Genomic DNA, 22,669 nt, shown 5'->3' with positions numbered 1-22,669 from the left:
GCTGACCGATGGAAGGAATGGTGCACGACAGGCGCTGTCGCTAACAGCGAGCCACGGGGTGTCTTTCACAGCAGGTGAATGACAAGGGAATTCCCTTCCTGATGGAACTCGGTGAGAATCCGAGCGGCAAGCGGTGTTTCCTGGTTCCATCGCGATGTGTCGATTTTTATAAATTTTAGTAACCAGGCGTATGGAGCCGGAAGAGCTTTCGGCTCGATTCACATCCTAAAAGAATTGGATGGATTGGGTATATGATTGCCTGCTTTGTTTTTATAATGGTGGCTATTGTTATCCTAAATTTCTTCAACGAATGATCTCTCCATCTCAGTTTACGTCTATATATTCAGTGAAACCCTTTCTTTAAACCTTAAACTACAAAAGACAGGCTCCAGACATTTGTCTGAAGCCCGTCCATTCCGCCTAGCCAAACAACTCTTCCATCATTTTCAGTTTTTCTTCCGTATAGTGGACAAAGTGCTCGTTGTACACTTTCGGTTCTTTCGGATTGGCAAAGCGGGTAATTTTCCGTGTTTTCGGATCGACAAACTTGCTTGAGGCGCCACAGCCAAGCCCGATAATCGATTGTTGTTCTTCCATAATCATAATGTTGTAGATGCTTTCTTTTCCCGGCAAGGCGTATCCGACATTTTCAAGGTTGCCGAGAATGTTTTTTTGCCGGTACAAATAATACGGAACGTAGCCGTGCCGCTTCGTCCACTCTTGGGCGGCTCTCATCATTTCGCTGATTTCATCGCGGTCGGCGACTTTATATTTCGCTTTGTTTTTCGTCATTTCCGATGCCCGTTTAAACGAGAGCGTGTGCACCGTTAACGACTCCGGCATGAGTTTTTCCGTTTCCGCTAATGTGTAAGAAAACTCTTTCAGCCCTTCTCCCGGAAGGCCGATGATTAAATCCATGTTAATGTTGTTCATGCCCATCTCGCGGGCGAGGTGGAATTTTTCAATCGTTTCGTCGACCGTATGATGGCGGCCGATCGCTTTTAACGTTTCTTGAATGTACGACTGCGGGTTAATGCTGATGCGGTCAATGTTCCATTTTTTCAGAACGTTCAGCTTCTCCGGCGTAATCGTGTCCGGGCGCCCCGCTTCGACCGTGATTTCGCGGACGCGCTCGACGTTTGGGAACGACTCATACATTTCCTCATACAGCTGATCCATTTCTTCGGCGGTAATGCTCGTTGGCGTGCCGCCACCGTAATAAATCGTCGTAATATTGATGCCGCGCTCTTTTAAAAAGCGGCCGATTGCGCGCATTTCGTAATGCAGACCGGCTAAAAAGGCATCGACGGAACCTTGGCGTCCATTAATGGCGTACGCTGGAAACGTGCAATAAGCGCATTTCGTCGGGCAAAACGGGATGCCGATATAAATGCTGACCTCTTGAGCAAGGTCGTACAAATCCGGCACGACCGTGAGCTGGCGGTCGACAATGTCCTGCATCAGCTGAATTTTTTCTTCTGTTACTAAATAATCTTCGCGAAGCTGGCGGTGCGCTTCGTCTTTAGAAAGCCCGGAACGCAACATTTTATGCAATAATTTGACGGGGCGGATCCCCGTCAGCACGCCCCATTGCTGGATGAGGCCGGTATATTGCTGCAGCAGCGTCAAGTAGACATGAAATACGGCGTACTTCACTTGCTTAAACCGTTCTTTTTCCTCTTGAAAATTTGATATGTCCCGTGCATGATCCGCTTCATATCTATTGCCGGTGGATGATTCGGTTAATATTCCATGAACATGGATAGACTCCTGGCCATTAACGGAAAATGCAACCGTTATATCCGCATCTGGAGCAGGCGCGAATGCCAATTCATATTCTTCATAAAACAACCCTGTAATGACTTCCAGCGGTCGTTGAAATCGTCCGGTATCGTGCAATCCTTGAATTTCAATGCGCAATGAAATCACCTTTCCCTATCAGGCTTACTTAAGTGTACAGAAAGTGTTTTTTGCCCGTCAAGTGAAACAGCGCAAAAAAGCTGGGATCAATCTATCCCAGCTTTTCCATTTATCGTTTCATTTTCAGCTTCCGCAAAAACTCTGGGCGCTGCTGCTTACGGAAATGTTCTTTGATCATGTAAGCGACGCCGAGCTGTTCGTTCGAACGCGTCACCCAGTCTGCGACTTTTTTCACTTCCGCTGGAGCGTTGCCCATCGCGACGCCTAAACCAGCCGCTTCGATCGCCGGAATGTCATCGATGCCATCACCAATGACAACCATTTCTTTTAAAGAAATGCCTAAATAATGCCCAAGCCGACGCAATCCCGCGAGTTTAGACACTCCTTGCGGGACAATTTCCATTTTCCCGTTTGGATGCATAATCATGTCAATAGTTGAAAACGCTTTGGCCAGCACGGCGGCGGCTTCGTCCCGCTCCGCGTCGCTGGCAAAATACACATCGATTTTCGGAACAGCCAGCGGTTCATCCATGAGCACATCGCCAAGCGAATCGACAAACTGTGTCGGGTAAAAAAATGGATCGCCAGATGATAATACCGTTTTGACAACTAAATTTTTTTTCACTTTTTTCCGATTGCCGAGTGAATACCGTTCGTGCATCAAACGAATATTGCAGTTAAAGTTTTCTAGTACCTGCACGATATTAAACGTCCGTTCTTCCGGAATAAGCTCTTCAAACAGTTTTTCGTTCAATGATTTGCCGATGATGGCACCTTGGAACGTAATGAGTTCGCTCTCTAATTTTAACGCCCTTGCGACTTTTCGTGCTGCGAGCAAATTGCGGCTTGTCAAAAGCGTGATATACACTCCTTTTTTCTTGACATATTCGACCGCTTCCTTTGTTTCGCGCTGCAGCCGGCCGTTGTTTTTTAAAATGGTTCCGTCAATATTAAGAGCAAGCAATTTGTAAGCCACTGCTGTCTCCCCCTTTTGTGAAAAAAGTCGATCTTGCTCGCTTTTCTTGTTGTGTTTGCCGCCTCCGCTTTTCAGATTGTCTAGCTTCGGCGGATAGCTCTCTTTCGCGAAATAACCTTCGCCCTTGAAGTGCAAGCACTTCCGCAGGCAAAGAACATTTCGCTTCGAGAGCTGTTCGTGCCGCCTCCGCTTTTCTTCTTTGTCTAGCTTCGGCGGATAGCCTTCTTCTGCCAAATAACCTTCTCCCTCGGGGTGACAAGCACCCCTGCGGTCGAAGAACATTTGGCTTCGAAGGCTAATCGCGCCGCCTCCGCTTTTCTTCCTATCACTTCATAGCTATGATTAAACGGACAAAAAAAGAACACTCAATATGAGTGTTCGTCATTATTCCGTTTCCATGAAAGAACGGTACAGCTCTTCGAGCGGTTTCATCGCAATGCGCTGGATGTCAGCCAAGAGCATGCTCATCCGCTGTTCGAGCGCCATCAACTGCGAGAGTTTTTCGTTTTGCTGGGCGAGGATCATCGCTTTTTGCGCATGTTCGACTTCTTCCGGAAAAATTTCCGCCCCAGTCAGTTGTTTTTCATGCATCCGCATTTGCGCATCTCGGAAATTGGTAAATAGGCGGTACGCCATTTCATCTTGGCGCACCGCTTCGTACGCCTGCTTTAACTGCTGAAAATCGTGGCATGCGCGGATCGCTTTCTCAAGCTGCTCGGCAAGATCATATAGCTGATTGGACATAAAAAAGCCTCCTATAAAAAGTAACGTATCTCTATCATAACGTATGCGCCGGGAAAAAGCGATATGACTAATAAAAAACAAGGGGAAATCTTACATCCATAAGCCGATGATGCCTTGAGCCGCACCGATGATTCCTCCTAGCAGCGCGCCTAAATACGTAATCATTTTTAATTCGCGACTCGCGATCGATAAAATGATTGCTTCAAGGCGTTCAATGGAAAACGATTCAACTTCGGAACGGACGATGTCCGCCAGCTGCAGGCGGGTGATAATCGTTTCCACTTGACCGCTGATCCATTGGCTGCCCGCTTCCACCGCTTGCGGAATCCATTCGTTCATCATCCGCTCCTGATACGGAGCAACCATATCGGCGACCGGCTGTTCGAGAATATCGTTTCGTTCGACCGCATCGAGCGCAAAACGATGAAGCATTTCACAAATCCGCTCTTTTCCAATCAATTCTTCTACTGCGATAAGCGGATAGCTTGTCAGCTTATTCCATTCCGTCCATAAAAGACGAGCCAGCAGCTCTCTTGTCCCAGAATGGCGCAAAAATTTTATGATTTCCGGCTGCACTTTGTCCACAAGGTTGACGTTGCCAAGAAACATTTGCAGCATATTTCCAAGCATCCCGCGACCGCTAAAAAATTCGTCAATCATTTTCGCAATTCGCCCTTTTCCTTCCTCGCTTTCGAAATAGTCGAGCGCCCGGTCGGCAATGTAGTTGGCGAGATCGCCGATGCGCTCTTCCATTTTTAATTGCACTTCGTCAGGAAATACATCACGGATCGCTTTTGCGCGCATCGTTGCCATCCACTGCTCATACGCCTTGTCCACCCACTGCGTCGCCTTTATGCAAAGCAGCTCTTTGGCATTTTCGATTCCCGCGCGCTGCAGAAGCTCCGCGACCGTATTTCGGCGGGAAAGCCATTCTTCCGCGTGCCGCCGTGCCCAGTCAATCATGCTGTCCATCAAGTCACGGGCCACTAATTTGCGGCGGATTCCTTCCGGCGTCAATAAATGTTCAACGACCGTTTTGCCAAGCTGTTCAGCCAGCTCCCTCCGCCGTTTTGGAATCAGTCCTGGAGTAAACGGAAGCCGTTTTCCAAACCAATAAATCGGCTCATATGGCCGAAATAGCATTTGAATGGCGAGAAAATTTGTCACTCCGCCAATCAGCGCCCCGACCGCAATCATAAATAGCAAGTAAAAAATAGTCTCCATGTTTTTCCCCTTTCACGCCTATAAGATAATCACCAAAATTAAGCGAACATCATACGATACGATATAAACATTTGCCTAATTTTTCATTATAGGGCTTGCACGACGGAAGCGCAAATGAGGGAGAACGATGAATCAGCAGCCAACGGTCGCCGTGTTGACGGAAATTTTCCATAAGGATTCGTGCGTTCATTTCGGATCGATTCATGATTTTTGCGAGGAATTAGCGAACTATAGCATGCAGCGCCAGCTTATTTTCTACGTCACGTCTTTGTCGATGTATTTAAAGAATGAAAAGAGCGGCTACCGCTGGATCGATGGGGAATGGAGAGAAACGGAAGTCCCCCCTGCGAACGTGATCTATAACCGCCTCCACTCACGGAAGGCTGAACATTCTTATTTATTTGAGCAGCTGATCGAACAACTGAAAAACGAGCACGTTCTGATGTTTAACCATCGTTTTTTGCATAAATGGGAAGTGCATCAATATTTATCCAGACATTCGTACTTGCATCCTTATTTGCCGAAAACGGAATTATTCAGGAATAAACAAACGCTTGATAGCGTTGTTGAACGATTTCCCGTCGTATTTATTAAACCGATTCACGGCAGTCAAGGGCGGCATATTTTTCGCATTGAAAACAAGGAAACCGTCTTTCTCCTTGACTACTCGACGTCAATGAAAGATGCGGTGCAACAGTATGCTTCCACTTCGGAGCTGTTTGCCGCCTTAAAAGAACGGCTAAAGTCGGCGGCGATTATTCAGCAAGGAATCGATATGCAAACGATCGACGGGCGGTCGATCGATTTCCGCCTCTTGTGCCACCGCGTCCATGACAGCGAATGGCGTGTGACATCGGCCGTCGCACGTATGGCGAATCAAGAACAGTTTGTTGCCAACCTTGCCCGCGGCGGAGAAATCGTCCCGATCGACAACGTGCTGCAACAGTGGTATGAACGAAGGAAAGCGTTTCAGCAAAAAATGCTGTTAAAAGACATTGCCATCGAAGTATCAACCATTTTAGCCAGTGAAGCGGAAGGATTGTATGGGGAATTCGGCATTGATCTAGCGATAGATCGGGAACATAAACCATGGATTATTGAAGTGAACACAAAGCCATCGAAACAGACCGACATGTCGATATCGAAACAATTTATTCGTCCATCGGCGAAAGCCATTATCGACTATTGTCTGTCACTGATCGACGAAAAGGAGTGATTCGCCTTGATTTCTCTTGGATTTATCACGATTGAGGAACAACAGGAAATGGAATACTGTACAGAAATCGCGAAACGTGCCGGCCGTTACGGCATTGCTGTCTACCGCTTTACCCCGCTTGATATCGATCCGCTAACGGAAAAAGTTCATGGCCGCGCTTTTGATGAAAAAAGGCAAGCATGGACGAAAAGCACGTTTGATATTCCATCGTTTTTATACGACCGCTGTTTTTACCGTTCCGATATCCGTTCGAAAAAATGCAAACCAATCATGCAATGGCTGAAACGCCGGCCGGACCTTGTCTTTTTAGGATACGGATTTCCAGGTAAATGGGACGTATATGAGAAAATGATCGAGCATCCGCTGCTGTCCCCGTATGTGCCGAAAACCGCCCGTTTGCAGTCGTCCGCCGACATTTTGCGCATGATTCGCCGCGAGCAAGCGGTCATTTGCAAACCGGAGCACGGAGCGGGCGGCCGCGGCATTTATGTCATCCAAAAAGCAGAAAGGAAGCTTCATATTCGCGATGCATCTGGGCAGACCACCGCTTTGGTCGGACAAAAAAGCGAACTGGAGCAATGGATCTCTACATTATTGCAACAACATTCCTACTTGATCCAGCCGTTTTTGCCGTTGCAGACAAAAGAAAACGAACCGTTTGACGTCCGCTTCCTGTTCCAAAAAGATGGAACCGGCAAATGGATAGAGCGATGCCGCGCCGTGCGGGTCGGGCACCCGGGAATGTTTATCGCCAACGTCCGCGCCGGTGCCGACGTTCGTGATTTTTCCGGGTGGATCCGTTCCTTTCCTTCTCCACAGCGCATTTTGATTATCGATGGCATCGAAACCATTATTCGCGCCCTCCCGTCCTACATGGATGAACACTTCGGCACTCTCTTCGAATTAGGGATTGATATTGGTATTACAAAAGAAGGCGGTGTATGGATCATCGATGTCAATTCCAAGCCAGGAAGAAAGATCGTGGCCGCGCTTCATCCTGACAAAAAGGACGACGTATACGAAGCGCCGCTGCAATATTGTTTGTTTCTCGCCAACGAGGTGAACATCTTATGACCTATTCATTAATGATTCAGGAAAAAGAAGGAAATACGATCTATCTTCCATCAACCGTTTCTCTCTCCGGGCAGACGATGGCGGCATTTGGAAGCGTCTCTACCCCTTGCCGTTTTGTTTCCTCTCCTCTTTTAGACCAACAGATTATCGTGACAAAAGACGTAGCACGACGCTTGTACATTCCGTTTGCCGCGGACGTCCATCTCGTTCTCGATAACGATACCGCTCATCTTGGTCCGCTCGTTGGCATTTTTACCGCCGGATTTACGAAATCACCGCTTCGTCCTGTCGGGAAGCGCAGCTTCTTCTTTGCGAAATTGCTCTCCCAGGAGAAGAAAGTCGGCGGATTTGCTTTTCTATTTGGTGCCCATCATATCCACTGGGAAACCGGAACGGTAACCGGCTATTTTTATACAGAAAGCGGTTGGGTGCAGCGGGAAGTGCCACTGCCAACCGTTATTTACAACCGCCTGCCAAACCGCCGCATTGAAAACAGCGAAACATTCCAAACGATTAAAGAAACGCTAAAAAACCAATATGGCATTCCTTGGTTTAATGAAAACTTTTTCAATAAATGGGAAGTATACTGCCTGTTAAAGGAGCATCCGCACTCCCGGCCCTATCTTCCCGATACTTCGCTTCATCCTACCGCAGAAACTGTTCAACGTTTTTTAGACCATTATGGCGAAGCATATTTAAAACCGGCCAACGGCAGCCTTGGTTTTGGCATTTACCATCTTGTAAAGAAAAATGGCCGATACGAATGCCGATTTCGCGACGAACATGGATACAACCGGATGCGCATCTTTCCGACATTATCTTCGCTATGGCAACACCTATTTTCGCATCAAAAATTGGACCATTATATTATCCAGCAAGGGATTCGGCTCATTGAAGTCAACGGCAGAAAGGTCGATTTTCGCATCCATACGAATAAAAATGAACAAGGCGTTTGGCAAGTGAGTGCGGTCGCGGCGAAAATCGCCGGAAAGCGAAGCGTAACCACCCACATGAACAACGGCGGCATTGTGAAAACAATGGAAGAAATTTTTCCTGACGCCTCCGTCCGTCAGCGCATTCTCAAGCGGCTTCGTGACGCTGCTCTCACGCTAAGCCGCGGCCTGGAAGAGCAGATGGGCATTGCGATCGGCGAAATTGGCTTTGACATCGGCCTTGACCAAAAGCAGCATATTTGGATGTTTGAGGCCAATTCCAAACCGGGAAGATCGATTTTTAAACATCCAAAGCTAAAGCAGGATGATGAACGGACCGCGATGCTTTCCCTTGCTTATGCCGTCTATTTAAGCAAAAAAATCATTGCCGAACCAGAGGCGTTATTGCAATGACCATTATTTATTACAATCAAGATGGAGGCGCATGGTTTCATCAAGATCGCAGCCGCGCCTACTCGTTTGGTTGCAATGGGCTACTGCCGTTTTCTGACGATACGCCATCGTTTTCCCTTCCTGTAAAAGAGAAAAACGGAAAAATCGGGCCGCTCGTCGGCATCATGGTTAGTGAATCATCCATTCCGGCCCTGCTTAACAGGAAAAAGCGCTATATCGAACTCATCGCCCATTGCCTGCAAGAAGCTGGGGGAATCGGCGTCGTTTGTCCGGTCAGCGCGATCGGTGAGCATGCCATTCGCGGATATGTATTCGTTCCAGCGCTGGATCGATGGGTGCCCGTTACCGCCCCGCTTCCTGATGTTTTTTATAACCGAATCAAAAGCCGGCGGGAAGAAAAATCAACGGTATTCCAACAGACCGTTGCTCGTTTTGAAAACCTCCGCATCCCTTTTTTTAACCGCACTTTTTTTACAAAATGGGAAATATATGAGACGCTCGTGAAAAATGAACGGCTGCGTGCCCATTTGCCGCATACGGTGCCAGTGCAGCACATCGACGATATACGAAACATGTTGAAAACGTATGGAAGCGTCTATATGAAGCCAAACGACGGGGCAAAAGGAAAAGGGATTTTCCGCCTTACCGTTTCTTTGTTACCGAATACAATCCTTTACGAGCACATCAACGGCAAAAAAACGCTCGCCTCCCTTGACGAACTGGCCCCGCTTTTGGCGGCGACACGCTACATTGCCCAGCAAGCAATCGACGCCGATACATGGAATGGACAACGCTATGATTTGCGCGTTCTCGTTCATTATAAACATGGCCGCTACATCATCAGCGGCATCGGCGTCCGGTTGGCACAAACGCAGCAGCTGACGACCCACGTCTTAAACGGCGGAACCATTTTGCCATATTCCGAAGTAAGGGAGCGCGTCGATGAAAAAGAGCTGCACAGCCTCCTTGACGCCTGCGGAAAAGAAATAAGCGACCGTTTTGGCTTTGTCGGCGAGTTTTCCGCCGATATCGGCGTCAGCAAAGACGGCACATTGTACGTATATGAGCTCAACGCCAAGCCGATGATTTTTGACGAACCGGATATTCAGCAGAACGGTGCAAAACAACTTATTTCTCTATTTGCGGAGCTAGCTGGGTTTGCACCATCGTAAAAAATAAGCGGCTGTATTGCATCGCTTGCTGCAAAACTTGATCCGCCGCCTTTTGCGCGGCTCCTGACAAACCTTTTCTTGCCTTTCGACATAACATTGCTTTTTTCAATTCCTGCAAGCAAAGCCTGTGCAGCAGTTCAGAAGAAAAAGCATGCACCTCCTCTTCCCTGTCGCTTTCTGCATATGTCCCGGCAAGCAAATAATGAATGTATTGCCAAAGTTGATATTGACGCTTGGCATCTTCTAAATATCGTATGAATTGCTGCTGCCATGTTTCCTCCTCCACTGTCTCCATGAGCCGTTCTGCCAGCTGGGCGGATGTGGAGGTAATGTGCAACAGTTGTTTCACCATGCGTATCATTGCTTTTCCCTCCTTGCTTGTCCTACTGTTTGCCATATATATGACGAGCGCGGATATTCTATGCCTTTTTCACACAAACTAAAAAACAAGGAGGGAACATCATGATGGAACGAAACGAACGGTCGCTCCAAGATTCTCAATATGAGGGCCGCGACGAATACTATATGGACATCGATCGAATGATTAATGAAGGTATGGCGGGCGGCTATGTCCACGGCCGTGAAGACGCCGTCAATATCGAAGAGGCGCGCGACTTAGTCAAAGAAGAACCGCCTCATGAAACAACATAATCATGCAAAAAACCGATTTTCCTTGCGACAAGGAAAATCGGTTTTTTGTATTATAATGAAATTAACATGAAAAAAGAAAGGAAATGTACCGATGCTTGAACGGCTAAAATCTTATTACAAAGAGGCAATCGTCATTAACGAACAGGTCGCTGACGCCGCTAGATATGAATGGTTTTATACAAAAGAGGGAGATAAAATCGGCATCGATAAACACCGCCTATCCAAACAGGAGAAACAGTTATTGTCGATCTTTCTCACCCCGATTCTTGGCGCGGATCGTACGATGAGCGAAGAAGAGCAGGCATGGCAGCGATGGATCATGCACGAAGATGCAACGATGCTGCAGCATCTCTTCTCCCTGCCTCCATATTGCCGTTTTATTCACTTTATAACAAAAAGATCGGTTGCAAATAAAGACGACTTTTACGATGCCGTGAGCGGATTGTTCCCTGACCCGATTACAATCGTTTGGGAGCATGAACATCGCGGCGTCATTATTGAGAAAAAGCAAAAGCAAGCGGCAGAACCTTTGCCATTTGCTGATATTATCGATACGCTGGCAACCGATTTTTACGCTACCATTCATTTATTTATCGGACAAATCCATCCGTACGATGATCAGCTTTACGAGTCATTCCGCTATGAAAAACGTTGCTTCGAGTTAGCCCAGACATATATGCCGAAACAGACGGTCTATCAAATGGAAGATGTGATTCCGCTTTTGCTGATTCATGGCCATCCCGAACTGGAAACGGTCAAAAAGGCCTTTCCTTTTCTCAAAACATTGGACGATGAATGGCTGCGGATCATGCAAACATTTCTGCAATGCAATCTTAACGTTTCCATGGCAGCGAAAAAATTATATATGCACCGCAACAGCCTGCAATACCGCATTGATAAATTTATTGAAAAAACAGGAATCGATATTAAACATTTTAAAGGGGCGGTAGCCGTTTATTTGGCAATATTGTTGCAGCAATATACGGATCAATAAACGCTGCTGAGTCCAATGGAAGCCAAGCACGTTTAAAATGTAAAGGAATGCCTCCCTTTTTATTTTTTTACTAAGAAAAAAAGCAAACGTTGTTCGGCCGCCTAACAACCAAAAAAGTGGATGCTCTATTTTTTTTTACTAGAAGCAGAATCTTCAGGTGAAACTGATATCGTTTTCCTATCGTCTTTGCCGTTTGGCATCTTGCCAAAAATGACGGCTCTTTTTTGTGCAAATTGTCCATTTACGAATCTTCCTATTTTTCTGTATGCTTGAAGCAGTTGAAACCGATTTCATGATGGGGGTGCGTGACAATGGCAGAACTTCGTTTAGAGCACATTTATAAAATTTACGATAACAACGTCACAGCGGTAAAAGATTTCAACTTGCATATTCAAGACAAAGAATTCATCGTTTTTGTCGGTCCGTCCGGCTGCGGAAAATCGACAACATTGCGGATGATTGCCGGTCTTGAGGAAATTTCAAAAGGCGACTTGTATATCGACGGCAAGCGGATGAACGATGTTCCGCCAAAAGACCGCGATATTGCGATGGTATTTCAAAACTATGCGCTTTATCCGCATATGAGCGTCTATGATAACATGGCATTCGGCTTGAAATTACGCAAATTCCCGAAAGCGGAAATCGAACGACGCGTCCGTGAAGCAGCGCGCATTCTTGGACTGGAACAATATCTGGACCGCAAGCCAAAAGCTCTTTCCGGTGGTCAGCGTCAACGCGTCGCGCTAGGCCGCGCCATCGTCCGTGACGCCAAAGTATTTTTAATGGACGAGCCGCTTTCCAACTTGGATGCCAAACTGCGCGTACAAATGCGTTCCGAAATTGCAAAATTGCATCAACGTTTGGAAACGACAACGATTTACGTCACCCACGACCAAACGGAAGCAATGACGATGGCAACACGGCTAGTAGTGATGAAAGACGGGGTTATTCAACAAGTCGGCACGCCAAGAGAAGTATATGAAAAACCGGAAAATATTTTCGTCGGCGGCTTTATCGGCTCTCCAGCGATGAACTTTATTAAAGGAACGCTGCAAGACGGCAAGTTTGTTGTCGGCAATATTAGACTCGATGTTCCGGAAGGAAAAATGAAAGCGCTTCGCGATCAAGGCTACGTCGGCAAGGAAGTCATCTTAGGCATTCGTCCGGAGGATATCCATGATGAACCACTCTTCCTTGAATCATCGCCAAATACGAAAATTACCGCCCACGTTGAGGTAGCCGAGCTGCTTGGTGCAGAATCGATGATTTATTCCAATATTAATGGACAAGAACTTGTCGCGCGCATCGACGCCCGCACGGAAATCAAGCCAGGCCACCAATTAGACCTTGCCTTAGATATGAACAAAGCGCACTTTTTCGATATCGAAACGGAAAAACGAATCCGTCCTGCTAATGAAAAATAACGATATGGTTCCCCCTTATTTTCAGATAAACGTTATACAGGCTCTAGCGATGATGCTAGAGCCTATTCTTTAATAAACCGCACTTCTTCCTGCCTGCAGTATGGACAGTAAAACAGATGCACACATTCATGGTTGGCTAATGTGTGCGGATAGCCATCCACTAATTTCATCATATTGATATCCATATAAGGACTATAGTCATCAAAATAATCGGTTACCTTTCCTTGATCCTGCATCGGCTGTTGACAATGGTTGCAATATACCGTCACCTTACGTAATCCGTTGCATAGCGGGCAAATGTTCATGCTGTTTCCTCCTAAACACAATCCCTTATTTTACATATTCCCTGATTTCGGCAACGGTAAAACGTTAAAAATTTCCATAAAAAATCGGTGAATAATGAACACAAAACGTCTCAAACTATTAGTGCAAGCAACCAATAACCCGTTGGGTTCAGCCAAGCTTGGCAGCATGCTTTATAGCATGCGTTGCTGGTGCAATTCCAGCTAACCCAGCCAACAAAACTCAAACAAGGAGATGATGACACATGGCACGTAACAACAATTCTAACCAATTGTTAGTTGCTGGTGCGCAACAAGCAATCGACCAAATGAAGTATGAAATCGCTCAAGAATTTGGTGTAAATCTTGGTCCTGACACCACTTCTCGCGCTAATGGTTCTGTTGGCGGCGAAATTACAAAACGCCTTGTCGCAATGGCTCAACAACAACTTGGCGGCCAATACGGCGCTCGCCAATAACAACTTCATATACATGGCTGAAGCCCCAGGCGAATTGCCTGGGGCTTTATTTATTCCGCTACCTTATTCCTCTTCTAGTCAAAAAAAAAAAAGAGCTTTACGCTCCTTATATATTTTCCGCCAACGGTTTGTTTAGCGAAACAAGCACTTTGCGAATTCGACGGTTTTCCACTTGCCGCACCGTAAACGTAAGCGGCCCGTAATGCAGTGTTTCACCAACATTTGGCACGCGTTCAAACATTTCAAATATCCAGCCGCCTAACGTGTGCGACGCGCTTTCCGGCGTATCAATTTTCATCATTTCGCAAAATTCATCAAGCGGCAATTCGGCGTTAAACTCATAGCTGTTCTCATCGATTTGCCGGATACTTTTTACCGCTTCATCATGTTCGTCCCATATTTCGCCAACAATTTGTTCAATAATATCTTCGAGTGTAATTAACCCGGCGGTACCGCCGAACTCATCGACAACAATGGCCATATGCACCTTGCTTTTTTGAAACTCCGGCAGCAAATCGGAAATTTTCATCGATTCCACGACAAACAGCGGCTTGCGTAATAACTTGCGAATGTTGACCTCTTTTTGCTGCACCAGTTCACTAAAAAAGTCGCTTTCCGACAAAATGCCGATAACATTATCAATATCTCCCTCATATACCGGGATGCGGGAGTATTTTTCCTCTAAAAACACATCGCGGATCTCCTCGATCGGCTGGTTTACTTCGACAGCAACCATATCAGACCGTGGCGTAAAAATTTCTTCCACTAAAATTTCATCAAAATCGAGCGAACGATGAATAAGCTCTTTTTCTTTATTGTCAATAATTCCTTCTTCCTCGCTTAAATCAATCATTACTTTAATTTCTTCCTCCGTCACCACGGGAACAACCGCTCCGCTAGTAAACCATTTTGCGACATGTTCCCTTACTGCATGAAACAGCGTCGTGACGGGAGAAAGCAACTTCATCAATACGTAAATAATGCCTGCATAACGAATCGATAACGATTCCGCATGCACTTTCGCAATCGATTTTGGCAAAATTTCACCGAAGACCACGAGAAGCACAGTCATCACGATAATTGCAGCAACTAGACCCGCGCGCTCCCCAAGCATGGTTGTCGCCATATCCACTAAAAAAGCGACCGCCACAATGCCGGTGATTCGATTGGCTACAAGCACAGTCAATAAGACGTGGTCTAAATGCTCCATAATATAATTTACTCGTTTACTGCCACGGTGATTTTCTTCTACATAATTTTTCAGACGAATTTTATTGGCGGACGACAATGCAGTTTCTGCCGAAGAAAAGAAAGCGTTTAACATCATGCAAAGGAAAAACCACCCTAACAACCCTAGAGGCAACTCTCCCAAAGAATCTTCACACTCCTAAAATAAAACAGTTATTATTATCCATTTATATGATTATCATATCAAATTTTTCACCAAATGCCTATCGTCTAAACATATAAGAAATAAAAACTGCAGAGTAACCCCTGCAGTTTTTACGACTCAATCAAGCATGAGCCGATAAAATATACCAGTACCAGCAAAGAAGCAATATTCAAGGTGACGGATAGCTCTTCCATTTTGTCCCCTCCTCATTATTCATCCCCATTATCATCGTAACATAGCACTTTTTCTATGTGGCAGACACTTTATACAACTTTTTGACAATTTTATTACTTAAGTGAGCCTCCCCGCCTAACTGCTTCGAGAATTTTGGTTCAATGTTTTGGCCAATCGCCAAGAGCAAGGCAAAAAGTGGCTTCCCAAAAAAGGGGCCCCTAGCCCAAATAGCGGTAATAAATCGATTTCGCCTCTTGAATATCTTTTGTCCCATGAATCAACGCACGCCCGTCGGAAAAGACGACAAGCCGCTCGTTTCCAAGCGATACGGAAACAAGATATGGATTGACATGCACAGCCAATCCTTGTTTCGCAAACAAGTCGGCCAGCTCTTGCAAATCATAATTTCGTTTGACAGCGGGGCGGATTTGCACCGAATTGCGCCCGCATAGCACCGCTGTTTTTGTTTGCTGCTCATAGGAAAGGAACGGATAGGACGGCTTGGAGCCGCAAGTCGGGCAATCTTCCTTTTTCACCGAATCAATGCGTATCGCCGTATGCTGATTTTTCCATAAATCAAACGACACGAGCTTGTTGCGCAACGCCGCCCAGTCTTCGACTAAAATTTTCAACGCTTCCGTCACTTGATAGCTGACGACCATTTGTACCGCCGGACTGATAATTCCCGCCGTGTCGCACGTCAGGCCGCCCGTCGGCACCGTGTCAAGCAGGCAGTGAAAACATGGCGTTTTGCCGGGAATAAACGCGTAGCTAATGCCATAGCTGCCGACACAGGCACCGTAAATCCAGGGGATGCGATATTTATAGGCGGCGTCGTTGATAAGCATGCGCGTATCAAAGTTATCGGTCGCGTCCATTAAAAGATCAGGCGTTCTTGTAGTAATCAGCTCTTCAAGCTCTTGCGCCGTCACATCGCCGACAATTGCGTCGATTTCGACATCGGAGTTTACTTCCTGAAGCCGCCGCTTAGCAGCAACCGCTTTCGGCAGGCGCTCTTTTGCATCAGCTTCGCTGTATAACTGCTGACGCTGAAGGTTGCTCCATTCAACATAGTCGCGATCGACAATCGTCACTTTACCGACGCCGGCGCGCACCAGCGCCTCGGCACTGCCTGTTCCTAACGCACCGGCGCCAATGATAAGCACATGTTTTTGTCTAATTTTCTTTTGTCCTTCTTCGCCAATTGGCGCAAACAACTCTTGACGAGAATAGCGTTCGTTCAAACAACACTCATTCCTTCCGTTGGACTGCTTGCGGTAGCGTACCGTTTTTTCGGAATTCTGCCCGCCTCATAGCCGAGCCGTCCCGCTTCCACCGCTAATTTCATCGCTTTAGCCATTTTGACTGGATCAGCTGCACCGGAAACAGCCGTATTTAACAACACGCCGTCCGCCCCTAACTCCATCGCCAATGCCGCATCAGCCGGGCTGCCAATTCCGGCATCTACAATCACCGGCACTGTCGCCTGCTCGATAATGAAACTTAAGTTGAGCGGATTGACAATGCCCTGCCCGGAACCGATCGGCGCAGCACCCGGCATTACCGCATGGCAGCCGAGCTCTTGCAGCCGTTTGGCCAGCACAACATCATCGGAAGTATACGGAAGAACGATAAAACCTTCTTCGAGCAACATTTCCGTTGCTTTTAGCGTTTCTACCGGATCTGGCAGCAGCGTTTTCTCGCAGCCGATCACTTCTACTTTAATCATATCACATAATCCCGACGCTTTGGCGAGCCGCGCGATTCGCACCGCTTCTTCCGCCGTTTTCGCTCCCGCGGTGTTTGGCAGCAGTTTGTATTTTGCTAAATCTAAGTTTTCCAAAAAGTTAGGCTGGTTTGGTTCAAAAATGTTCATGCGCCGGACCGCAAACGTCAAAATTTCCGCTCCCGACGCTTCGACCGCTTGTTTCTGTACTTCCAAACTTGGATATTTTCCTGTTCCGAGCAATAATCTCGACTGAAATTCATATGGCCCGATTTTTAACATCTCAACCGCCTCCTACAAAATGAACAATTTCAATTTGATCGCCGTCGCATAAGGTTGTCGTGTCATATTGGCTTTTTTCAATAATGGTTAAATTTACTTCGACAACGGCCAGTTTGTTTTGTAATTGAAAATGCGCAAGCAAATCGCTGACCGTTTTCACCTGCTCGGGAACATGAATCGATTCGCCGTTAATAATAAGCTTCATTCCTTTCCCACCTTTGTCTGATGTCGTGTGAGGGAAAACGGAGCAAGATCGACATCTGTTTCTTTTCCTTCCACTAAATCCGCCAACAATACGCCCGTAATCGGGCTTAACAAAATACCGTTACGGTAATGGCCGGTCGCCACCCAAACGCGCGGGTAATGAGGATGTTCCCCTATGTACGGCAGACCATCGCCCGTTTGCGGACGGATGCCGCTCCACGCCTTTTCCCATTCTGCCTTTTCCAACTCCGGAAGAAGGCGACATGCGCGTTCGAGCAGACTCCTCATTCCTTGAACCGATACTTTTCGGTCAAACGTATGCGGCGTCGAAGTCGCCCCAATAAGCAGCCGGTTTCCGCGTTTCGGCACGATATAGCAGCCGCTTTTGGCAAATACAGTCGTTTGAAGGAGCGGCGTTTCTGTTTTCACAGAGATGCACTCGCCTTTGACTGGATACATCGAAAGAGAAAGACCTGTTTGTGCAAGAAGCAGAGAAGACCATGCCCCTGAAGCGATGACGACAACGTCCGCGGCAAACGTTCCGCGATTCGTCTCGATTACGTACGAATCGCCTAGCTTTCTTAAATGCATCGCCTCGGTGTACTCATGCCACTTTGCTCCATAGGCCATCGAAGCGTTCGCCAATGCAAGCGCAAAATCGGGAGCGCTTACTTGGCCGTCTTTCGGAATATACATCGCTGCCGCAAGATCACAGGAAACATGCGGTTCGATTTTCCTCGTCTCATCCGCCGAGAGCCAACGCGGCGGGTAATCCGTCTGCCGCCAAAATTCGTAATGGCGGCGAAGTGCGACAGCTTCTTCTTCGGTCACCGCCACTTTCAGCATCCCTTTTTCGACGAGTCCGATATCGATGCCAGTCAGTTCTTTTAATTCTTCGGCGAGCTCCGGAACGAACGCCCGGCTTTTCAATGCAAGCGGAATCAGAGGACTTTCTTCGAAAAATTCCGACTGCGCCCCAAGCATTCCCGCCGCTGCGCTGGATGCCTGACTTGCTATCCGTTCTTTTTCGAGTACGCCGACACGAAATTGTCGTTTTGCCAGTTGAAATGCAATCGATGCGCCGATAATTCCGCCGCCAACCACCAACACATCGTAATCATGACGTTCCATCAACATCCCTCTCCCCTGTTCATTTACTATGTTTGTTTGACTATATGAGCGAGCTTTTTTGCTTCCGCGACAGGATCTCTCGCCAAAAACACCGCCGACATCACGGCGATCCCATCGGCACCCGCCTGCAGCACTTGCGCTGCATTCCCCGCGTGAATGCCGCCGATTGCAATGACCGGAATATGAACGCCACCTGCAACAATCCGCAATGATTCAACTCCGCGCGGCCGCATCCCCGGCTTGCTTGCGGTCGGAAAAATATGTCCATAGATACAAAAATCTGCGCCGCTTTTCTCTGCTTCCTTCGCCTCGTCAAGCGAATGGACCGAACAGCCGACAGCCAGCGCCGGAAAATGAGGCTTTACTTGGCATACCGATAAGCTGTGGTACGCCAGCTGCACCCCTTTTACGCCAAACACCGCCGCCACATCGACGCGGTCATTGACAATGATTTTCTGCGGCGGCACCCCGCTTTCGATGAGAGCGGCAACGAACGCGGAAACCTCGCGTGCCGTTTTCCTTTTTTCCCGCACATGAATCGCGTCGATATACGGATGGATGCGGGCACAAATAGACGCAAACTGTTCGGCAGACTGTTTTCCCGTCGAAATGAGATGAAGCTGTTTTGTCATTGTGATCCCTTGCTTTCTAGCGCACATCGGTAACCGGAATATACGGGTAATGCACGCCGGTGTAATAAGCCGCCGCCGCTACAAAGGCGAATAGAGCGACAAGCGCGATATCGTGTTTGTTAAAGCCGATTTCATAGTAAAACGTCCGCTCTGTGCTGCTGGAAAAGCGCTTCGCTTCCATCGCCACCGCGATGCGCTGGGCGCGGCGGATGCTTTGCGACAGGAGCGGAATCGCATAGCGCTTCATTTTTTCTAGCCACCCGTGGCTCACCGTTCCCCGCACTTTTAACGCATTATGCACGGTCTGAAACTCCTCGAGCATAATCGGAAGCAAGCGCACAGCCGCCAAAAAGCTGTAAGCGTATTTCGGTTTTAACTTTAGCTGCTGCATCAAAGAATAAAACAAACGGACCGGCCTCGTCGTTAAGGAAAACAAAAGCCCAAGGAGCGCGAAGGAAAGGGCGCGGAAGCCAATATGCAGCCCGCGCAAAAAGCTTTCCTCCGTCACATGGATCAGCCCCCAGCGAAACCATGTTGTCTCCCCCTCGCCAAACATCATCATCGACGAAGCGGTCGAAACAAAGATAAGAAGAAATGGCAAAAACAATAGCAGCAAAAACTTCCACGGGTAGCCGGTAGAGAACATAAACAGCAAAAGCAGCGCAAGCGAAAAATTGATTAATACATTTGGATTATGAATAAACAATACAGCCAAAAACAGAAACAGAAGCACGATCAGTTTTAAACTTGGGTTTGTTTGGTGCAGCCATGTTTCCCGATAGCGAATGTTCCATTTCATCGTCTGTTCCCCCTACACAAACAGAGCGGCTGCTGTTGACCGCTGCCTGGAAATCGATTCATCCTTGACGAGCCGCCCGTCTTCGATCACCCATCTTCTGGTTGCAAAATGCTTCACAATATTTTCGTCATGGGTGACCATAATGATGGTTGTCCCTTGTCTGCGATACGACTCTAGCAGTTCAAGAAGCGCAAACGTATTTTTCGCATCCTGTCCAAACGTCGGCTCATCAAGAAGAAAAATTTGCTGTCCGCTTACAATCGAAGCGGCGACGCTTAGACGGCGCTTTTGCCCCATGGAAAGCTGATATGGATGCTGATCTTGCTGCTCATAAAGATGAAACTGCCGCAGCAGCCCCTCCACTGTTTCCGTAATCTCGGCCTCTTTTCGTTTTTCCAAGCGAAGCGAATAAGCAAGCTCTTCGCGTACAGAATTGGTGACAAACTGAAATTCCGGATTTTGAAAGACAAAGGCAAGCAAGCGGTGCAGCTGTTTCAGCTGCTTGCTGTCTTTGCCGTATAGCTCATACGTTCCATCGGTGCGGATCAGCTTCATGAGCGCATGCAAGAGCGTGCTTTTTCCGGCGCCATTTTTGCCCGTGACAGCAATCCACTCCCCCGCATGTACGGCCGCTTCTTCAATGCGGATTTTCACCTCATTGGACCGATAGCCTTGAAATTGGCGTAGATATATCCTTTTCTCCCCGCCGCTCTCCGTGCTCCGGCGCCGCCGATTTGCCGTATACTCCTCCCATACGCCCGGATACCAAATACCTTGAGAAGCGATGATGTCTTTATAGTTGGCAAACACCGTTTGTGCCTTGTCATCGGCGATAATTTCCCCGTCATCGTTAAATAAAACGATGCGGTCCACAAAATCGAGCACATAATCGATTTTATGTTCAACAATAATGACCGTTTTCTCTTTAGCGATTCGTTTCACCGTCTGCCAAATCTCTTTTGTTCCTTCCTCATCGATCATCGCCGTCGGCTCATCCAAAAACAGTACATCCGGCTCCAATGCCAACACAGACGCCAGCGCCAGCCGCTGTTTCATTCCTCCCGACAGCGTGTGAATATCGGTATGCGGCTCGATAAACAGGCCGACTTTTTCTAACAGCGTTTTGATTCGCTGATGCATCTCGCTCCGCGGCACACCGATGTTTTCAAGGGCAAAAGCAATTTCTTCATCGGCAAACGGCATGCAAAACTGCGTGTCAGGATCTTGAAACACATATCCCCAGTTGGTTGGAAGCTGCAGACGTTCCGCTTTCATCGGCACATCAATTGAATTCGGAATCAATCCCGACAACACTTGCAATAACGTCGATTTGCCGCATCCGGATGGACCGAGCAGCAATACTTTTTCCCCTTCGTAAAACGTGAGCGATAAATCTTTAAACAGGAGCGTATCTTTGCCCGGAAATTTTAAGCGGAGCCGCTCTACAGCAGCGATTGGTTTCATCGCTTCACCGCCACCTTTTTCAGCGATCGAGCGCGTCATAATCTTCTTTCGAAGCCGGGCGCAACATTTGCGTTACCCCTGTTTTCTCTAAGGCTTTTACTAGCGAAACAGCGAAAAAGCCGGAAATGACCACCGCGCCGACAAAGCGGGCAATCAAGAATAATGCCAAATTCCAAGGCGCCAGCGCTTCAATGTATCCTTTGTAAAAATCCATCACCAGCGAGCCGATGGTCGCTCCAATCGCGCCAAGCGACACAACCAACACGTCAAATCTCTTATAACGAAATGCCGCAAACACCACTTCCGCCAACAGCCCTTGAATCACTCCGTAAATAAGCACTTCAAGCCCCCACTCGGATCCCATGATCAATTCACCGGAAGAAGCAGCAATTTCCGCCAACAGCGCAACACCTGGCTTGCGAATGAGCAAATATGCTACTGACGCGGCAATAAACCACATGCCGTAAATCAATTGATCAAGATGAAAGCCAAACACTTTCACAAAGTCGTACACTGGTCCCCAAATTTTATAAATGATGCCGAATATCACTGCAATAACAATCGTTGTCAAAATATCAGCGAGTTTCAATCCTTTAGTTGTTGTGGACATACGCTTGAATCTCCTTTCTTGCCGATGGCCATGTTTCTAAATGATAAGCCATTTCCCAAAATTCGTACTCATACTCACTGCTGATAAGAAAATGCTGCTCCATCCGCTTGCGGTCCGCTTCCGTGACCGCTTCGGCGATCGCGTCCAACCGGGCGATCTGCTCTTCTACTAAACTGCGGAACCAATCGGAGCTATACGTGCCAATCCATTTTTGATAAATCGGCTCATCTGGCTTGCAATCTTTTAATCTTTCGCCAATTTCATAATAGAGCCAGTAGCATGGCAAAATTGCGGCAATGACATCGCCCAAATGCCCTTCATACGCCGCTCTGTACATATGGGACGTGTAGGCGTATGCCGTCGGCGCCGGAATAAAAGCCGCTTTTTCTTCGTCGGTAATGCCAAGCAGTTCAGCAAATGTTTCATGCAAGGACAATTCCGCCTCGCATGTGCTCTGGGCATGATGCGCCAGCCTTGCGGTTGTCGCTAGATCTGGAGACTTCGCCGCCCCAATCGCTTGCACTCTCGCAAAATGGCGTAAATAATAGGCATCCTGCATCACATAATAGCGGAAACGCCTTAGATCAAGCGTCCCCTCTCCCAGTTCTTTTACAAACGGATGATGAAAGCTTGCCTGCCAGATCGGGTCAGCTTTTTTCCTCACTTTTTTTGCAAATGACATCCTCTTCTCCCCCTCTTTTCATAAAAATAAACGCCACTTCCTTTACAAAGGCGTAAAGAAAGTGGCGTTGC

At 47.4% G+C, this 22,669-nt stretch carries 24 protein-coding genes; 8 read left to right on the top strand and 16 right to left on the bottom strand.

Features of this window, described 5'->3' with window-relative positions:
• Positions 1-420: 420 nt before the first annotated feature.
• From GCA01S_RS13480 to GCA01S_RS13465, 4 genes are all read right to left on the bottom strand, one after another.
• Entirely contained in the window at positions 421-1,926 is a 1,506-nt protein-coding gene (locus GCA01S_RS13480; protein WP_042410734.1) for a coproporphyrinogen III oxidase, read from the bottom strand.
• Between the two features lie 103 nt (positions 1,927-2,029).
• Entirely contained in the window at positions 2,030-2,896 is an 867-nt protein-coding gene (locus GCA01S_RS13475; RefSeq protein ID WP_017435831.1) for a Cof-type HAD-IIB family hydrolase, read from the bottom strand.
• Positions 2,897-3,280: 384 nt separating this feature from the next.
• Positions 3,281-3,640 (bottom strand): YlbF family regulator, encoded by a 360-nt coding sequence (locus GCA01S_RS13470; RefSeq protein ID WP_042410723.1) that lies wholly within the window; start codon positions 3,638-3,640, stop codon positions 3,281-3,283.
• A 90-nt stretch (positions 3,641-3,730) separates the two neighbouring features.
• Positions 3,731-4,864: a DUF445 domain-containing protein gene (locus GCA01S_RS13465; RefSeq protein ID WP_042410722.1), complete on the bottom strand. Its 1,134-nt coding sequence runs from the start codon at positions 4,862-4,864 to the stop codon at positions 3,731-3,733.
• Between the two features lie 127 nt (positions 4,865-4,991).
• On the opposite strand from GCA01S_RS13465, the gene GCA01S_RS13460 reads away from it, so the two are divergent.
• From GCA01S_RS13460 to GCA01S_RS13445, 4 genes are read left to right on the top strand one after another with little or no spacing between them, the layout of a single operon-like run.
• On the top strand, positions 4,992-6,080 hold the full coding sequence (locus tag GCA01S_RS13460; RefSeq protein WP_042410720.1) for a YheC/YheD family endospore coat-associated protein: 1,089 nt from the start codon (positions 4,992-4,994) through the stop codon (positions 6,078-6,080).
• A gap of 6 nt (positions 6,081-6,086) precedes the next feature.
• Positions 6,087-7,154, top strand: coding sequence for a YheC/YheD family endospore coat-associated protein (locus tag GCA01S_RS13455; RefSeq protein WP_042410718.1), 1,068 nt, complete (start codon positions 6,087-6,089; stop codon positions 7,152-7,154).
• On the top strand, positions 7,151-8,500 hold the full coding sequence (locus GCA01S_RS13450; protein WP_042410716.1) for a YheC/YheD family endospore coat-associated protein: 1,350 nt from the start codon (positions 7,151-7,153) through the stop codon (positions 8,498-8,500). Before GCA01S_RS13455 ends, GCA01S_RS13450 begins: the two co-directional genes overlap by 4 nt.
• The gene (locus tag GCA01S_RS13445) at positions 8,497-9,672 is read left to right on the top strand and encodes a YheC/YheD family endospore coat-associated protein (RefSeq protein WP_042410714.1); all 1,176 of its coding nucleotides are present in this window, start codon (positions 8,497-8,499) and stop codon (positions 9,670-9,672) included. The genes GCA01S_RS13450 and GCA01S_RS13445 overlap by 4 nt, the downstream gene beginning before the upstream one ends.
• Here the strand turns inward: GCA01S_RS13445 and GCA01S_RS13440 are convergent.
• Positions 9,629-10,033 (bottom strand): hypothetical protein, encoded by a 405-nt coding sequence (locus tag GCA01S_RS13440; RefSeq protein ID WP_042410711.1) that lies wholly within the window; start codon positions 10,031-10,033, stop codon positions 9,629-9,631. The genes GCA01S_RS13445 and GCA01S_RS13440 overlap by 44 nt on opposite strands.
• A 104-nt stretch (positions 10,034-10,137) precedes the next feature.
• On the opposite strand from GCA01S_RS13440, the gene GCA01S_RS13435 reads away from it, so the two are divergent.
• The 3 genes from GCA01S_RS13435 to GCA01S_RS13425 all read left to right on the top strand — a co-directional run bounded on the left by GCA01S_RS13435 (position 10,138) and on the right by GCA01S_RS13425 (position 12,741).
• Entirely contained in the window at positions 10,138-10,323 is a 186-nt protein-coding gene (locus GCA01S_RS13435; protein WP_026078511.1) for a hypothetical protein, read from the top strand.
• Positions 10,324-10,414: 91 nt separating this feature from the next.
• Positions 10,415-11,317 (top strand): helix-turn-helix domain-containing protein, encoded by a 903-nt coding sequence (locus GCA01S_RS13430; protein ID WP_042410710.1) that lies wholly within the window; start codon positions 10,415-10,417, stop codon positions 11,315-11,317.
• Between the two features lie 311 nt (positions 11,318-11,628).
• Positions 11,629-12,741, top strand: a complete 1,113-nt coding sequence (locus GCA01S_RS13425) for an ABC transporter ATP-binding protein (protein ID WP_042410708.1) — start codon at positions 11,629-11,631, stop codon at positions 12,739-12,741.
• Between the two features lie 62 nt (positions 12,742-12,803).
• Here the strand turns inward: GCA01S_RS13425 and GCA01S_RS13420 are convergent, their stop codons facing one another.
• Positions 12,804-13,046 (bottom strand): hypothetical protein, encoded by a 243-nt coding sequence (locus GCA01S_RS13420; protein ID WP_042410705.1) that lies wholly within the window; start codon positions 13,044-13,046, stop codon positions 12,804-12,806.
• 242 nt (positions 13,047-13,288) lie between these two features.
• Here GCA01S_RS13420 and GCA01S_RS13415 point away from each other — a divergent pair, with 242 nt between their 5' ends.
• Complete coding sequence (locus GCA01S_RS13415) at positions 13,289-13,501, top strand: alpha/beta-type small acid-soluble spore protein (protein ID WP_042410703.1); 213 nt, start codon at positions 13,289-13,291, stop codon at positions 13,499-13,501.
• Positions 13,502-13,607: 106 nt separating this feature from the next.
• Here GCA01S_RS13415 and GCA01S_RS13410 read toward each other — a convergent pair whose 3' ends face one another.
• The 10 genes from GCA01S_RS13410 to tenA form a co-directional block, all read right to left on the bottom strand.
• Positions 13,608-14,873 carry a hemolysin family protein gene (locus tag GCA01S_RS13410; RefSeq protein ID WP_026078509.1) on the bottom strand — a complete coding sequence of 422 codons (1,266 nt, stop codon included), beginning with the start codon at positions 14,871-14,873 and terminating at the stop codon, positions 13,608-13,610.
• Positions 14,874-15,286: 413 nt separating this feature from the next.
• Positions 15,287-16,312 carry a thiazole biosynthesis adenylyltransferase ThiF gene (locus GCA01S_RS13405; protein ID WP_042410700.1) on the bottom strand — a complete coding sequence of 342 codons (1,026 nt, stop codon included), beginning with the start codon at positions 16,310-16,312 and terminating at the stop codon, positions 15,287-15,289.
• Positions 16,309-17,076, bottom strand: a complete 768-nt coding sequence (locus tag GCA01S_RS13400) for a thiazole synthase (RefSeq protein ID WP_042410698.1) — start codon at positions 17,074-17,076, stop codon at positions 16,309-16,311. Before GCA01S_RS13400 ends, GCA01S_RS13405 begins: the two co-directional genes overlap by 4 nt.
• A gap of 1 nt (position 17,077) precedes the next feature.
• Positions 17,078-17,281 (bottom strand): sulfur carrier protein ThiS, encoded by a 204-nt coding sequence (gene thiS / locus GCA01S_RS13395; protein WP_017435812.1) that lies wholly within the window; start codon positions 17,279-17,281, stop codon positions 17,078-17,080.
• Positions 17,278-18,411 (bottom strand): glycine oxidase ThiO, encoded by a 1,134-nt coding sequence (thiO, locus tag GCA01S_RS13390; RefSeq protein WP_042410732.1) that lies wholly within the window; start codon positions 18,409-18,411, stop codon positions 17,278-17,280. The genes thiS and thiO overlap by 4 nt, the downstream gene beginning before the upstream one ends.
• A gap of 26 nt (positions 18,412-18,437) precedes the next feature.
• The gene (gene tenI, locus GCA01S_RS13385; protein ID WP_042410697.1) at positions 18,438-19,043 is read right to left on the bottom strand and encodes a thiazole tautomerase TenI; all 606 of its coding nucleotides are present in this window, start codon (positions 19,041-19,043) and stop codon (positions 18,438-18,440) included.
• A gap of 16 nt (positions 19,044-19,059) precedes the next feature.
• Complete coding sequence (locus tag GCA01S_RS13380; RefSeq protein ID WP_042410695.1) at positions 19,060-19,842, bottom strand: energy-coupling factor transporter transmembrane component T family protein; 783 nt, start codon at positions 19,840-19,842, stop codon at positions 19,060-19,062.
• A gap of 12 nt (positions 19,843-19,854) precedes the next feature.
• Positions 19,855-21,306, bottom strand: a complete 1,452-nt coding sequence (locus GCA01S_RS13375; RefSeq protein WP_042410730.1) for an ABC transporter ATP-binding protein — start codon at positions 21,304-21,306, stop codon at positions 19,855-19,857.
• A gap of 19 nt (positions 21,307-21,325) precedes the next feature.
• Positions 21,326-21,916, bottom strand: coding sequence for an ECF transporter S component (locus GCA01S_RS13370; protein WP_017435807.1), 591 nt, complete (start codon positions 21,914-21,916; stop codon positions 21,326-21,328).
• Entirely contained in the window at positions 21,900-22,598 is a 699-nt protein-coding gene (gene tenA, locus GCA01S_RS13365) for a thiaminase II (RefSeq protein WP_042410694.1), read from the bottom strand. The genes GCA01S_RS13370 and tenA overlap by 17 nt, the downstream gene beginning before the upstream one ends.
• Between the last annotated feature and the right edge of the window lie 71 nt (positions 22,599-22,669).

The organism is Parageobacillus caldoxylosilyticus NBRC 107762 (genome assembly GCF_000632715.1).
GTDB classification, from domain to species: domain Bacteria; phylum Bacillota; class Bacilli; order Bacillales; family Anoxybacillaceae; genus Saccharococcus; species Saccharococcus caldoxylosilyticus.
The sequence above is the reverse complement of the archived record's forward strand: the minus strand, read 5'-3'. Positions and strand labels throughout refer to the sequence as shown.

Bases quoted from the DNA above. Each gene is read 5' to 3' on its own strand.
- GCA01S_RS13470 (WP_042410723.1), bottom strand. From the start codon at position 3,640: ATGTCCAATCAGCTATATGATCTTGCCGAGCAGCTTGAGAAAGCGATC.
- GCA01S_RS13465 (WP_042410722.1), bottom strand. From the start codon at position 4,864: ATGGAGACTATTTTTTACTTGCTATTTATGATTGCGGTCGGGGCGCTG.
- GCA01S_RS13460 (WP_042410720.1), top strand. From the start codon at position 4,992: ATGAATCAGCAGCCAACGGTCGCCGTGTTGACGGAAATTTTCCATAAG.
- GCA01S_RS13450 (WP_042410716.1), top strand. From the start codon at position 7,151: ATGACCTATTCATTAATGATTCAGGAAAAAGAAGGAAATACGATCTAT.
- GCA01S_RS13445 (WP_042410714.1), top strand. From the start codon at position 8,497: ATGACCATTATTTATTACAATCAAGATGGAGGCGCATGGTTTCATCAA.
- GCA01S_RS13440 (WP_042410711.1), bottom strand. From the start codon at position 10,033: ATGATACGCATGGTGAAACAACTGTTGCACATTACCTCCACATCCGCC.
- GCA01S_RS13435 (WP_026078511.1), top strand. From the start codon at position 10,138: ATGGAACGAAACGAACGGTCGCTCCAAGATTCTCAATATGAGGGCCGC.
- GCA01S_RS13430 (WP_042410710.1), top strand. From the start codon at position 10,415: ATGCTTGAACGGCTAAAATCTTATTACAAAGAGGCAATCGTCATTAAC.
- GCA01S_RS13425 (WP_042410708.1), top strand. From the start codon at position 11,629: ATGGCAGAACTTCGTTTAGAGCACATTTATAAAATTTACGATAACAAC.
- GCA01S_RS13420 (WP_042410705.1), bottom strand. From the start codon at position 13,046: ATGAACATTTGCCCGCTATGCAACGGATTACGTAAGGTGACGGTATAT.
- GCA01S_RS13415 (WP_042410703.1), top strand. From the start codon at position 13,289: ATGGCACGTAACAACAATTCTAACCAATTGTTAGTTGCTGGTGCGCAA.
- GCA01S_RS13400 (WP_042410698.1), bottom strand. From the start codon at position 17,076: ATGTTAAAAATCGGGCCATATGAATTTCAGTCGAGATTATTGCTCGGA.
- thiS (WP_017435812.1), bottom strand. From the start codon at position 17,281: ATGAAGCTTATTATTAACGGCGAATCGATTCATGTTCCCGAGCAGGTG.
- thiO (WP_042410732.1), bottom strand. From the start codon at position 18,411: ATGGAACGTCATGATTACGATGTGTTGGTGGTTGGCGGCGGAATTATC.
- tenI (WP_042410697.1), bottom strand. From the start codon at position 19,043: ATGACAAAACAGCTTCATCTCATTTCGACGGGAAAACAGTCTGCCGAA.
- GCA01S_RS13380 (WP_042410695.1), bottom strand. From the start codon at position 19,842: ATGAAATGGAACATTCGCTATCGGGAAACATGGCTGCACCAAACAAAC.
- GCA01S_RS13375 (WP_042410730.1), bottom strand. From the start codon at position 21,306: ATGAAACCAATCGCTGCTGTAGAGCGGCTCCGCTTAAAATTTCCGGGC.
- GCA01S_RS13370 (WP_017435807.1), bottom strand. From the start codon at position 21,916: ATGTCCACAACAACTAAAGGATTGAAACTCGCTGATATTTTGACAACG.
- tenA (WP_042410694.1), bottom strand. From the start codon at position 22,598: ATGTCATTTGCAAAAAAAGTGAGGAAAAAAGCTGACCCGATCTGGCAG.